This is a genomic window from Shewanella sp. SM29 (genome assembly GCF_025654245.1).
Classification (GTDB): domain Bacteria; phylum Pseudomonadota; class Gammaproteobacteria; order Enterobacterales; family Shewanellaceae; genus Shewanella; species Shewanella oncorhynchi.
Genome location: NZ_JAKKRN010000011.1, coordinates 78,323 through 91,873, shown reverse-complemented (window position 1 = coordinate 91,873; position 13,551 = coordinate 78,323). Strand labels below are relative to the sequence as shown.

The window sequence follows — 13,551 nt, the reverse complement described above, 5'->3', positions numbered from 1 at the left end:
GGAGTATGAATTAACTTTAGGCAATAAATGCTTAAGATACAAAAAAGCCGCAAAAAATGCGGCTTTGGTGTTAGGAATTTATCTTAGAACTGGTAGCTGTATTGAACTGAGTAGTACATACCACTTGATTCAGTAATCGCATTAACAGGGCCTGCGATTGCGCTGTTTTCGATCAGGTGAACTTCTTCACCTTTAATATAAGCGATACCAAAGTCAACCGTGTTTTGTGGGTTGATGTGGTAGCTCATACCCGCTGTATACCAGTTACGGTCAGAGTCTGGGAATGAAATAGAGCTGATTTCGTCCACAACGCCTTGGTCATGCATATAACCCGCGCGCACGGTGAATTGTTCGTTGATTGTGTAAGTGCCACCTAGGCTGAATAACCATGAATCTTTCCATTGGTATTCTTTCAGCGCAACATCACCTACGGCTTGAGTCACTCCAACAGCTGGAATGGTTGCAACACCATCTTTAGCTGTGATTTGTTCAAAATTACCCCATTGGGTGTGCTGTGCTGTATAGTGCAGAGCAAACTTAGGGGTGATTTGATGAAAACCTGCAACTTGGAAGATATCCGCTAGCGGTACATCTAAACTATCAAAACTGGTGGCAACAGCCACTTGTCCAACATTTGGTATATTGGTTGATGTAATGGTATTAACATCACCTTTAACATTCACTGTTGGGCTGAAACGGTAGCTGATACCGAAACGATTGTCTTTATCTAACTCAATTGTGGCACCCACAATACCACCAAACGCCCAACCGTCAGCGTCGACGTCAACCAGAGGTGTCGCGCCCATGTTACGGGTTAAACGGCCTTCACCGTAAATGGCATCAATACCAGCACCGATACTGAACATGTCATTAATACGGTATGAAAGGCTGGTGTTAAAATTAACCGTTGTTACTTCTGTTTCGCCAAGCAGATCATAAGGTGCTGGTGAGCCTGCTGGTAAACTCTTTGAAAGTGAGCTGGCATCGGTACCGGTACCAAAGTTAGAGAAAGCGGCAAAACCTACGGCGAACTTATCGTCGATGGGGTGGATGTAGAAAATATTAGGGATAATTTTAGAGCTACCCGCGTCATCGATGCTGCCTAAGTCAACGGCACCACCGGCAAAGTTAACGTCTTTAACATCAACAGTAATATCGGCATAAGTTAAGCCGAAGGAGATCGCATCTTTATCGAATAATGCCATAGCAGCAGGGTTACGTGATAACACAGAAGCGTTATCGGCAATAACCGCATCACCCGCAAATGCACGGCCCATACCCGTTGCTGATTGGCTGTTTAGTTGAAAACCTGAAGCTAAGGTTTGTGTGCTTGCTAATGCGACAGAAACGGCAATGAGTGTCTTGTTGAATGTTTTCATTATTATTCTCTCTATTTTTTATAAGTATTGGATTTTTATTCGGTCCTAGTCCGCCGAAAGTATTTAAATCCATTTATTAGTCTCCGGCATCTTATGGATTCAATGTACCCTCAACAAGTCCGACCAGAAGTGAAATATGTTAATTTTCAGTTAATTAAAAGTCTTTAAAACAAGAGTGATACTTTAGTATGCTTGAATGGTCTGGCCAGATGCTTGATATGAAGGGCTTTGGGTACCGCTATGGGTTTCAATTGAAGTTAACGGTTTGTAATGGTGTGTTGGGCATTTAAAAGGATACAAAATGTAAAAAGCGCACACTTGTGCGCTTTTTAACATATGGAAGCATATCTAGATTAGAGTGCAGACTTAAATTGTTCGAACTCTGTCGTTACTTTTTCACTTGGAGCAGAGAATTTACTGACTAAAATACCCGCAATAGTCGCGAATATAAACCCAGGAAGGATTTCGTATACTTCAAAAATGCCACCAGTGAGTTGCTTCCAAATCACCACGGTTAATGCACCGACAATAATAGTGGCGATAGCGCCATTACGGCTATATTGCTTCCAAAACAGGGATAACAAGACTACGGGACCAAAGGCCGCACCAAAGCCTGCCCAAGCATAACTCACTAGGCTGAGCACGCTACTTTCAGGATTGAGTGCTATCACACCTGCAATTACAGCGATAGCGAGTACACCTAAACGACCTACCATCATTAGCTCGCGATCATCGGCCTTTGGGCGCAACCATTTACGGTAGAAATCTTCGGTGATGACACTTGAGCAGACTAAGAGCTGTGAGTCGATAGTACTCATGATTGCCGATAAAATAGCGGCGATTAATAGCCCACCAATCCATGGGTTAAACGCCGCTTGAGCTAAATGGATAAATACCGTTTCAGAATTGGCTAATGGCTCTTTGGCGAAATAGAGCGATCCTGCGATACCTGTGGCTAACGCGCCAATGAGAGATAACACCATCCAGCTCATGGCTATACGGCGTGACAAGGGCAGGGCATCGGCACTGCCTATCGCCATAAAACGCGACAAAATATGTGGCTGACCAAAATAACCTAGGCCCCATGCGAGCAAAGATAACATGCCGATGGCAGTGGTTTTGTCATTGACCAATGCCAACATTGCGGGATCAATCGTTTCAATACCTGCATGGCTTTCGGGGTGAGCGAAAACGGCAAAAGGGACAATCAATAGGGCGATGAGCATTAAACTGCCTTGGAAAAAGTCAGTCCAACACACGGCAAAGAAACCGCCAATAAAGGTGTAACCGACTATGATTGCCGAGCCAATCACGAGGGCTGCGGTGTAATCAAGCCCAAAGACTTTCTCAAACAAAATCGCGCCACCGACCATGCCTGAGGAGGCATAGAAAGTAAAAAATACCAGAATAGTGATTGCGGAAACAAGCTTGAGATAGCCTTGGGTATCGTGGAAACGTTTCTCGAAAAAATCCGGTAAAGTGAGGGCGTTATCGGCGAGTTGGGTATAAATGCGCAGTCGCTTGGCAACAAATAACCAGTTTAGCCAAGCACCAATAATTAATCCTACGCCAATCCAGGCTGCACCTAAGCCGCTTAAGTAAACTGCGCCGGGTAACCCCAGTAACAGCCAACCTGACATGTCAGATGCACCCACGCTGAGTGCGGTCACTGCGGGGCCCATTTTGCGGCCACCTAAAATATAATCATCAACAGTATCGGTAGCACGGTAAGCCCAAAAACCTATGCCCATCATCAATACTAAGTAACCAACAAATGTGATTAAAATCGGGGTTTCAATCGTCATCTTGCCTTTTCCCATCTTTTTATTATTAAAAGTGGCAAGCATGCTACCAGATGTTTGAACGTGCGCCCATTAGCAGATGTAAGTGTGATTGAAATCTAACCTCCGATAACATGAAAATATCGGAGATTGATTTTTAAATGCAATTTATAACAATGGCTTAAATAAATATATTCTTGATTTCGTCTTTTATATAGCTAAGGTCAGCTTGATCCTCACCTATGAGCAAAATAAATGCATCGGGCGTTTCAAAGCCCATTCCTTGATATTTACCGTCGGCGAAGGTTTTATCCAACACCATACGTTTCTCGAGTGGCACGATAAAGAGTGTCACCTTACTTTGTTCGCCCTGAAGTACTAAGTGCAGGCTTTTTACCCCTTGAAAATCGCAATAAGAGGTGTAATACACTTTGCCCGGTTGTTGGGTAAATTTGGCATTGCCAAAGTCTTTTATTGACGCAAGCTGGGCATTGACTTGACTAAAATTGACATTTTGATCGACATGCAAGGCAATATCTTCATGGTAGACATGGGCCAGTGCATGTTCAGCCAAATCAATAGGCCCTAAGCGTAATAGGCTGAAGCTGATCCCTACCACAAACGCAACCGAGGCTGCCATGGCCACTAAAAAAAACGTTTGCCGGCGCTGTTTATGGTGCTGTTGTAACTGCTGACGCAAAATGAGTTTGTCGGCGAGATCCTCAGCCACATCTACTTTCAATGCGTTACTCAGTTTGGCATCAAGGTTTTTAAGCTCATTGATTAGGGCTTGGTTTTCTGACTTGGCATTGATTTGTGCCAGAAAGTCAGCATCTTGATTATGAGGATCTTCATAAGCTTGACGTCTAAATTTAAGCTCATCCATTGGATTGACCTCTCACATCATTCTTCTCAAGTAATTCTTTCAATTGGCTCCTCGCCCGAAATAAACGCGTCATTACGGTGTTGCGATTGAGCTCCATCAGCTCGGCGATTTCATCGCCACTAAAGCCACCAATGAGCTGGAGTAAGAGTGGTTCGCGGTATTCGATATCCAGCTTGCCAATTTGTCGACGGATCAGATATTGCTCGGTCTGCTCTTCACTGCTATTGGAGATATTGTCCTCTAAGGTATCTTGCTCAACGTCGGAATAATCGAACTGTTTACGCTCGAAACGCCGCGCATTTTCACGCCTAAGAATCGTGATCAGCCAAGCTTTCGCCGCTTTATCATCCTTGAGGGAATCCAAAGAGCGCCACGCCCGCAAGAAGGTTTCTTGGGTAATGTCTTCAGCCACGTGTTTATCGCCGGATAACCAGTAGGCGTAGCGGAAGATGTCTGCATGTAGCGCCTTGACTAGGCTGTTGTATCGTCGTTGTTTACTTAGCATGTCAGAAGAGACCGCGGGCTCGACGGATTTCTTACGCCAGTTAGCAAACATTTTTATTTTTTCGGCTTGTTGGCTGAATGTTTAGCATAGTTGAGCTCGCTTCTCTCTCATTAAATCCTTAATTTACTTAGGATTCAGTGGGCTTAATGGCGCTGATTTAGGTGCGGAATGTTTATGCTCACAAGCCTTAACCGCGTTAAGTAAGGCGGTACATTCGGCGCTTAAGTGGCTATTTGTATTGTTAGAATTCGCACTGCTCGTATTAGCACTGTCAGTATGGTGGCTCTTATCGGCCTTCGCACTGTAGGCTTTGATTTGCAGTTGCTGTATCGCTGCTGCCAGTTGTGGTGACTGCTCAGCAATCTTATCTAATGTCATAGGCGTTTGCTGTAACTCACTGAAATATCGCTGCAATTGCAACATAATCCGGCTCACATCGCCACTGGCGCAGGCTTGCTCTAATCCTTTAAAGCCGGAGGCAGTCACTGATTGTGCTGAACTGATTGAAGAGTTTACTGAAATTGGGGCGGCCGTTTGATTTTTTAAGGCGCGGCGCCAAGCGACTAAGGTGATAATCCAAGCGACTAGAGTCACCAGCCATAGAGCAGCAAAAACCGTGGTCAGCCAAGACCAGCCCTTATCGGCCGCGGAGTTGGTTTCCCATGTTGGTTGAGCTGGCGTATCACTGACAGCACCACCTTCAACGATTATGGTACGTGCGGGCAGCGTTGCAGTTTCTTGACGTTTAAGGCGCGGATTCCACCAAGGCACTTTGATTTCGGGCAAGGTAAAGGTGCCCGCTTTGCTGGGAACGATTGCCGAAGTAATACTGTACTGCGAAACAATTTGTGCATCGCGCACAAAGGTCTGCCGCTGGGGTTTTTCTGGGTATGACTTGAGTTCATCGGGCAGAGTTTGCACTATATCAGGCAGACTATTTTCATCGGCATTGGAAGCCAACAGCGTAATAGTGCGGGTGATAGGGCTACCGACGGTAAACTTTTTAATATCTTCAGGGAAGTTTTCTTTTAGCGCCACTAAATCGGCAACTAGCCATTGGCCTTGGAAACTTGTTGGTGCGGGATTCACTTGAACTGTCAGTGAGGGCGCGCCTGCTTGCATTGGGCGGCTTTCATTAAAGCCAAACATGCCGCCGCGGCGTTGGGATTCTACCAGCACATCGCCAGCAAAGGTTGCACCTTTGATATTCACTTGGCCGGGCAAATCGGGAATGATGCCATAGGTGCGTTCAATCACGCGGTAACGTCGGCCATCGACTATCTCTGAACCATCCCTATCTTCTCCGATTTGTTTGATCTGTGCGCCTTCGATCACAGGTGCACTCAATACGCCCCTTTGTAATTCTACCGCCAGATAGAGTTTCACCTTGTAGGTAATGAGCTGCCCAACATAGGCTTCGTCGGTAGAGACTTTGGCGTCAATGAACAGATTGTTCATTTGCGCGGGCTGGCTACCGGTTTCTACCACTTTGAGAGGAATAGGCGATGAGCTGACGCCGTCAATACTAAAGGCTGGAATGGTTAACTGGCCTTGTTGTTTTGGCGCGAGCAGCACTTGCCAGCGGGTTTCTTTGACCGCATCGAAGTTCATGATTTGCGTGCTGCGACTCACGCTAGTACGGCCGACAATAAAATCTTTCAGTAGGGCGGATGTGTCTAGCTTTCCGGTATCGACTTCGTCATCGACACTGATGTTGAGCACAAAGTATTCGCCCTCCATCACAGGGTTGCGATCGACCGAGGCCTCAATTTTGCTAAGTGCAAAGGCGGGATGAGCCACTCCGATGGCAAGGAGTAGCAGGATAAAAAATTGTCTCGTCACCACTGTTCGTTATCCTTTGATATTTGGCCATTTTGACGGCGTTTTTGATATTCCAACTGCATCTTGTTGCGCAGTAACACTTGCGGGTCTTCACTCACGCCCCTCAGTGCTCGTTGCATTTCTGCGGGCAGTGGCTCGCTATTGGTTGGCGGTGCCTCGACCGATTCACTCATAGCAGCCTCTTGTTTATCTTGCGTATTTTGCTCTGGAGCTTCTTTGGCGGCAACGCTTTGCTTTTCTTGCTCAGTTGACTTTTGCTCTTCAGCATCGGCTTTAGCCTGCGCTTGCATCTTAGCTTCATTGTCTGCAGGCTCATTTTCCTGCGCATCCTGCTCGCCATTTTGCTGCTTGGCTTCATCCTGCTGATCCTGAGCATTGCCATTTTGCTTATCTTGCTCAGACTGTTGCTCATCCGTTTTTTGCTGTTCAGGGCTTTGATCCGCGTCGGCATCGTCCTGTTGATCCTGAGACTTTTGTCCCGCTTGATCTTGCTTATCTTTCTGAGCGCTATCTTGGTCAGATTGCTGTTTATCCTGCGATTTTTGGTCACCGGATTGTTGGTCGCCAGACTGCTGATCGCCTTGTTGATCTTGGTTCTTATCCTGTTGCTCGTTTTTACCTTGCTGTTCTTGCAATAACTTTTCAGCAAGTTCAAGGTTGGCCTTCGCCGCAGGGAAATCAGCTTTTTTCTCAAGCGCGGCTTGATAGCGCTCCTTGGCTTTATCGGGTTTACCGAGTTGCATCAACGCATTGCCTTGATTGTAGAGGCCCTGGGCTGAGCTATCTTGCTCGAAGGTTTTTAGTGCTTGCGCAAAATCACCGGCTTTGTATTGGGCGCTGCCTCGCCATTGGGGCGACTCAAACTGCTTAGCGGCGTTGGCGTAATCTTGGGATTGATAGGCCTGCATCGCTTGTTGATCTGTGGTTTTCCACACATTGTCCCACACACTGGCATGGGCTGGCTGAGGCACAGCCGCGAGCAGTAAGCTGCCAGCAAGAGTGATAAATCCAACACTGGCCACGATTCCTTGTCTAAAGCTGAAAAGGGCGGGTAGCAGTAATAATAAGGCGAGGTAAGGACCGAGATCCTGCCAAGTTTCACCATCAAGATCTGTGGCTTTCGCATCGCCAGCATCGCTTAACCATTGCTGTAATTGGGCGAGATCATTACCGTCGGTGCGATTCTGGATCAGAACGCCTTTGTTATTCACGGCCAGTTTTTGCAGCAGAGCGAAATCAGTGCTGGCCACAACGACTTCGTTGCTGCTGTCGCGTTGTAATTGTCCATCGGGTAGACGGATTGGCGCACCTTGGCTAGTGCCAAAAGCGACGACGGCGAGGCGATATTGGGTGCCACTTAATGCCGAGTTAGCCTCATCAAACTGGGCAGCGGTTATGCCATCTGTCATCAGGATAATATCACCGCGAATATGGCCACCCTGAGCCAGTAGCGTTTTGGCTTGGGTCAAGCCTGCCGCTAAGTTTGAACCACGAACGGGCATGATCTCAGGACTTAACGTCGGCAGTAAATTGAGTAATGTGCCGGTATCACGGGTTAATGGGCTGATAGTAAAGGCATCGCCTGCAAAGGCGACTAAACCTGTTTCACCTTCTTTGAGATTACGCAGGAGATCCGTTGCCCTAAATTTGGCTTGGGTTAAACGGTTCGGCGCAAGATCGGTAGCGAACATAGACACAGACATGTCCATCACGAGTACGCGGCCTTGCTCGGCGGCAAACACAGGTAAGGATTGTTTATTAACGGCAGGTCCGGCGAGTGCCAAGGTCGCAATCAACCAAGTGAAGGCTAATAAATGCAACGGACGGCGGGATTTCTTGCTGCCCTGGGTGATCAATATCTTGGCTAAGTGCGGCGCAATATAACGATTCCAAGCGCTGTGGCTCTCGTGTTGCCGCCATAAACTCAACAAGGCTAAGGCTAGCGGTACTAGTGCGAGTAGCCATTCGGGACGAATAAAATGTAGGCTCATTATTTGATGTTCCCCTGTGAAGTGGTTGCGACAGAGGGTTTAACGCGGCGCGCTGCAAACAGTGGCAATTGACCTAAGGCAATCCACAGACTTGTCAGTAATGCCAGTGCCAGCGGCCAGTAGAACAGATCTACCTGCGGACGATAGCTTAACTGGTCGCGACTCACGGGTTCGAGTTTATCGATTTCTTGGTAAATCTGGTCTAGCTCTTGGCTGTTACGGGCGCGGAAATATCGGCCGTGGGTGACGTCAGCGATATGCTTAAGTTGGTTTTCATCCAGATCCATCGAAGGATTAACCCGCTCGCGGCCAAAGAGTGTGCGGCGCTCCATTACATCTGCGCCCACACCAACCGTATAAATAGTAACTTTACGATTAGCGGCAATTTGCGCTGCTTGCTCTGGTTCGATATTGCCCGCGTTGTTAGAACCGTCGGTCAATAAAATCAACACTCTATTACTCTCGTCCATTTTATCGAAGCGTTTTACCGCCAGCGCGATGGCTTCACCTATGGCGGTTTGCTTACCGACTAAGCCAATTTGTGCTTCTTTTAAAAATTGCGCGACTGAACGTCTGTCTTGGGTGAGCGGCGCCTGTAAATAGGCGTGATCGGCAAAGAGGATCAAGCCGATACGATCACCCTTGCGGCGCTCGATAAAGTCACTGACCACGTGTTGGATCAAGGTAAAACGGTCGACGGTTTTGCCATTCACCACCATGTCTTCAATCTGCATACTGCCGGATAAATCCACCGCCATCATCAAATCACGGCCTTGGCTTGGCAGTTCGATAGGTTCACCAAGCCATTGAGGACGAGCAATAGCGAGCACTAACAGGCACCACATCAGCCAGTAGCGTTTGCGGCTCTGACGCGTATTGGCCGTTAAGCTTTGTTTACCCGTTTGGCTTATTCCGGGTAATTGCAGCCGGCCACCATCCACTTGTACTGTGTGTTGGCGCCAAAAAATCAAAGGTAAAGGCAATAATATCAATAGCCAAGGCCATGCAATTGTTAACATTGTGCCTCCGGTTGTTTGGTGTCAGCTGGCTGGATTGGCGCTTGGCTTTTAGCTTGAGCGTCGCCACTAGCTTGAACGTAGCCCTTAGCTAAAACAAGAGTCGACTCAGGCGCACTCAGTTTTGCTTTCGATGCCAACCAAGCCTGTGTGAGTTGATGCAATTCATTGGCTTCAGCTAAGGTCAATGGCGTTGCCTGATGGCGTTTGGCTAATAAGGGGCCGATATGTTGGCGTTTATGCTCGGGTAAATAGCTGTCTAACCAAGCCGCCCAAGCTTCGCCATCTAAGGAGGCTATTGCTTCTCTGCTGAGGTAACTCATGGCGGTGCGCTTTAATAGGCTGTTGACGTCAGAGGCATAGGACGTCGCTTGTCTATCGAGCTGATTGAGTAACTGTTTAGCGGCTTTTTTCGGCGCAAAGTCACGGGCGCGTTTTCTTAGCCAGATAACTAAGAGTGTGATGAGGGCAATCACAAGTGCTAAAACCAGCCAATAACCGATTGCCCAAGGCCAAGCGCCGATCGGATCGGGATGAATAATATCCTGCAGTTGTGCAAGGGCTGGGTTTGACGCCGTAGAAGGCATAGGTACTGCTGCCTGTGGATTTGCTATTTCTGAATTCACTGTTGCTGGATCCATAGTTAACGCAATAATTCCAATTGGTGGGCTAGGGGAGCACCCGCATCTATGAGCTGGGTGCGTACGCGCAGTTGCTGCATCATGGCGATAAAGTCCTTTTGCTGACGCAACTGAATGTCGAGCCAAGCCTGATAACTGTGGCGGGTAAGCACTAAGTCCTCATCCCCATCCTGTACCGGCAAATTAAAGTTGTGCGGTAACGGCAGTGTACCTTGACGCAGAGGATCGGTAATAAGATAGGCACCCACATCGCAATGACGCTTAAGCTCGGTGAGAGGCGCGATACATTGGGGACTAAAATGGCTGCCATCTGTCACTATCCAAACTAAGGAGCCGGGTTTGGCGATACGTTGTAATCGCTGACAGGCACGCAGGATATGGTCAGGATCGCGCTGGCCAGTGCCAACATGATTGAGCTGATTTTCGTGCACACGGCGCAGGCCTGAGATCAATTGCAATATGCCCTGACGACGGCTGCGGGGTTTGAGCTCTAAATGCTCAGATTCGCAGGCGATCAAGGCGCCGAGCCGATCGCCATGGTTAATCGCATTCCAACCTAAGGTGGTCGCAAGGTGTCCTGCTTGCACCGATTGCAGCAATAAACTCGAACCAAAATAGAGGCTTTGGCTCAAGTCGATTAACAATAAAATAGGGCGCTCACGTTCTTCGACAAATAACTTAGTGTGAGTTGTGCCCGTACGAGCGGTAACGCGCCAATCAATGGTGCGCACATCGTCGCCCTGTTGGTAGTGGCGCACCTCGGCAAACTCCATACCGCGGCCTTTGATTAAGCTGCTGCGATGGCCCGCTAAATTAGCGCGGGCACGGCTATAACGCTCAGGCATAGCTCGGGCGATATTTTGGCACGCCAGCAGCTCTTGCTCGGTTAAATGCAAGCCATCGGCAAAAAGCGGCAAGCCATCGACCGAGGCTGAGAGTCGCGCTGTGTCACTCATCTTATTTCACCTTTATCTTCACCGTTAAGGTACTGCAACTTGACTTAAGATGTGGTTGATCACGTGATCGCGGCTGACACCTTCGGCCTGTGCTTGGTAGCTGAGTAGGAGTCTATGGCGTAATACATTTGGCGCGACGGCTTGAATGTCTTCCGGTGAAACAAAGTCTCGCTCGTGCAGCCAAGCACGGGCGCGGGCGCAGCGTTCTAATGAAATGGTTGCGCGCGGGCTGACGCCGTACTCAAGCCACTTAGCTAAGTCTTCGCTGTAACGTAAAGGCTCACGGGTCGCCATCACGATTTCGACTATGTACTTTTCGAGCGGCTCGGCAAGATAGATTTCCATGGCTTCGTCACGGGCGGCAAACACATCCGCCTGAGCAATCGGCTCAGTGGTTGGCAATTCGTGGGTCAGTGCTTCTTTGCGGGATTGACGCAGAATTTCGATTTCAGTCTCACCGCTTGGGTAATCAAGGTTTAAGTGCATCAGAAAACGGTCAAGCTGTGCTTCGGGCAGCGGATACGTGCCTTCGTTCTCTAATGGATTTTGGGTGGCCATCACTAAAAACAGCGGCGGTAGCTTATAGCTGTGCTTACCAACTGTGACTTGGCCTTCGGCCATGGCTTCTAATAAGGCTGACTGAACTTTGGCTGGGGCACGGTTAATTTCGTCCGCCAAGATTAAATTGTGGAAAATCGGTCCGGCTTCAAATTCGAAGGTGCCAGTTTGCGAGCGATAGATATCTGTACCAGTTAAGTCGGCGGGCAGTAGATCTGGGGTAAATTGAATGCGGTGGAAATCGCCCTCAACCCCGTCACATAAGGCTTTCACCGCACGGGTCTTGGCCAGCCCCGGTGGTCCTTCAACTAATAAGTGGCCATTGGCAATTAAGGCAATGAGCAGATTTTCGGTCAATACTGGCTGCCCTAAAACAACCTTATTTAGGTAAGTGCGTAATGCGTGGAAGCGACTCAAAGGCATGATGCTACTCGTTTTATTATGTTGAAAATACGTGTGTGGGCTATAGACAACAGCTATGGTAAAGAATTCCCTTAGGGTTTGGCTAGTGTTAAAAAAACAAACAGGTGTTTAAAACTTGCTGACAAGAAGTTAGAATCAGATCACACTTTAATGGTCAGACCTGTTATTGGGCGTTTTTCGCCGTAAAACAATGGGTCAAACACGGAAATAGCTAGCGCCGCCTGAAATCTCTCAGCGATTGCGCACATAAAGAGGGTGACAAATGAGTGATAGACAACAGGTTACGAACGCCAAGGGTGAACGTATCGCCATTGTAGCGGGTTTAAGAACGCCCTTTGCAAAGCAAGCCACGGCATTCCACGGTGTATCGGCGCTCGATATGGGCAAAATGGTGGTCAATGAATTATTGGCGCGCTCTGAACTCGATCCTAAGCTGATTGAGCAATTAGTGTATGGACAAGTCGTGCAAATGCCGGCTGCACCTAACATTGCCCGTGAAATCGTACTCGGTACTGGCATGAATGTGTCGACCGATGCCTATAGTGTCACTCGCGCCTGTGCAACTAGCTTTCAATCTGCCGTAAACGTGGCTGAATCTATCATGACGGGTAATATCGAAATCGGTATTGCGGGCGGCGCCGACTCTTCCTCTGTATTACCTATCGGTGTATCGAAAAAATTAGCCCATGCGTTAGTCGATCTGAATAAAGCCCGTAGCTTTGGGCAAAAGTTACAAATTTTCCGCCGTTTAGGTTTAAAGGATTTATTACCTGTGCCGCCTGCGGTGGCAGAGTACTCAACGGGCTTGTCTATGGGACAAACCGCCGAGCAGATGGCAAAAACCTACAATATTAGCCGTGCCGATCAAGATGCCTTAGCGCACCGCTCACATACCTTAGCGAGCGAAACTTGGGCTTCGGGCCATTTGCGTGACGAAGTTATGGTCGCGCATATACCGCCGTATAAGCAGTTTATCGATCGCGATAACAATATCCGCGAAAACTCAGTATTGGAGTCATATGCTAAGTTGCGCCCTGCATTCGACAAACAACACGGTACTGTGACGGCGGCCAATAGTACGCCACTGACGGACGGTGCCTCAGCGATTATCCTGATGAGTGAAGGTCGAGCCAAAGCCTTAGGTTATCAACCGATTGGTTACATTAAGAGTTACGCCTTTAGCGCCATTGATGTGTGGCAAGATATGCTGATGGGGCCATCCTACGCGACGCCACTGGCGTTAAAACGTGCTGGAATGGAATTAGAAGATCTTACTCTGATTGAAATGCACGAAGCCTTTGCGGCGCAGACATTAGCGAATATGCAGATGTTTGCTTCGAAAAAATTTGCCGAAGAAAAACTCGGCCGCAACCGCCCGATTGGCGAAATCGACATGAGCAAGTTTAACGTGCTCGGCGGCTCGCTCGCTTATGGTCATCCTTTTGCGGCAACGGGAACCCGTTTAATCACCCAAGTGTGTCGTGAGCTTAAGCGCCGTGGTGGTGGAACTGGCTTAACGACGGCTTGTGCGGCCGGTGGTTTGGGTGTGGCTATGATAGTGGAAGTGGAGTAA

General features: G+C 48.2%; 11 protein-coding genes. 1 reads left to right on the top strand and 10 read right to left on the bottom strand.

Going from position 1 to position 13,551, the window contains the following annotated elements; genetic code table 11:
- Nucleotides 1-83: 83 nt before the first annotated feature.
- From L5L77_RS09765 to L5L77_RS09720, 10 genes are all read right to left on the bottom strand, one after another.
- Nucleotides 84-1,379 (bottom strand): OmpP1/FadL family transporter, encoded by a 1,296-nt coding sequence (locus L5L77_RS09765; protein ID WP_173244015.1) that lies wholly within the window; start codon nt 1,377-1,379, stop codon nt 84-86.
- A gap of 353 nt (nt 1,380-1,732) precedes the next feature.
- The gene (putP, locus tag L5L77_RS09760) at nt 1,733-3,184 is read right to left on the bottom strand and encodes a sodium/proline symporter PutP (RefSeq protein ID WP_105253092.1); all 1,452 of its coding nucleotides are present in this window, start codon (nt 3,182-3,184) and stop codon (nt 1,733-1,735) included.
- A gap of 157 nt (nt 3,185-3,341) precedes the next feature.
- Nucleotides 3,342-4,046: a DUF3379 domain-containing protein gene (locus L5L77_RS09755; RefSeq protein ID WP_105252078.1), complete on the bottom strand. Its 705-nt coding sequence runs from the start codon at nt 4,044-4,046 to the stop codon at nt 3,342-3,344.
- Nucleotides 4,039-4,602 carry a sigma-70 family RNA polymerase sigma factor gene (locus L5L77_RS09750; RefSeq protein ID WP_168824266.1) on the bottom strand — a complete coding sequence of 188 codons (564 nt, stop codon included), beginning with the start codon at nt 4,600-4,602 and terminating at the stop codon, nt 4,039-4,041. The genes L5L77_RS09755 and L5L77_RS09750 overlap by 8 nt, the downstream gene beginning before the upstream one ends.
- Before the next feature lie 72 nt (nt 4,603-4,674).
- A complete protein-coding gene (locus L5L77_RS09745) occupies nt 4,675-6,396 on the bottom strand; it encodes a BatD family protein (RefSeq protein ID WP_263184866.1) in 1,722 nt (573 codons plus the stop codon).
- Nucleotides 6,390-8,384: a vWA domain-containing protein gene (locus L5L77_RS09740; protein ID WP_263184865.1), complete on the bottom strand. Its 1,995-nt coding sequence runs from the start codon at nt 8,382-8,384 to the stop codon at nt 6,390-6,392. The genes L5L77_RS09745 and L5L77_RS09740 overlap by 7 nt, the downstream gene beginning before the upstream one ends.
- A complete protein-coding gene (locus tag L5L77_RS09735; protein WP_263184864.1) occupies nt 8,384-9,403 on the bottom strand; it encodes a vWA domain-containing protein in 1,020 nt (339 codons plus the stop codon). Before L5L77_RS09735 ends, L5L77_RS09740 begins: the two co-directional genes overlap by 1 nt.
- Entirely contained in the window at nt 9,397-10,041 is a 645-nt protein-coding gene (locus L5L77_RS09730) for a DUF4381 domain-containing protein (protein WP_219251529.1), read from the bottom strand. Before L5L77_RS09730 ends, L5L77_RS09735 begins: the two co-directional genes overlap by 7 nt.
- Before the next feature lie 2 nt (nt 10,042-10,043).
- Entirely contained in the window at nt 10,044-10,997 is a 954-nt protein-coding gene (locus L5L77_RS09725; protein ID WP_198780411.1) for a DUF58 domain-containing protein, read from the bottom strand.
- A 24-nt stretch (nt 10,998-11,021) separates the two neighbouring features.
- On the bottom strand, nt 11,022-11,978 hold the full coding sequence (locus L5L77_RS09720; RefSeq protein ID WP_028761051.1) for an AAA family ATPase: 957 nt from the start codon (nt 11,976-11,978) through the stop codon (nt 11,022-11,024).
- 262 nt (nt 11,979-12,240) lie between these two features.
- Between L5L77_RS09720 and fadI the strand changes: the two genes are divergently transcribed.
- On the top strand, nt 12,241-13,551 hold the full coding sequence (fadI, locus tag L5L77_RS09715; protein ID WP_263184863.1) for an acetyl-CoA C-acyltransferase FadI: 1,311 nt from the start codon (nt 12,241-12,243) through the stop codon (nt 13,549-13,551).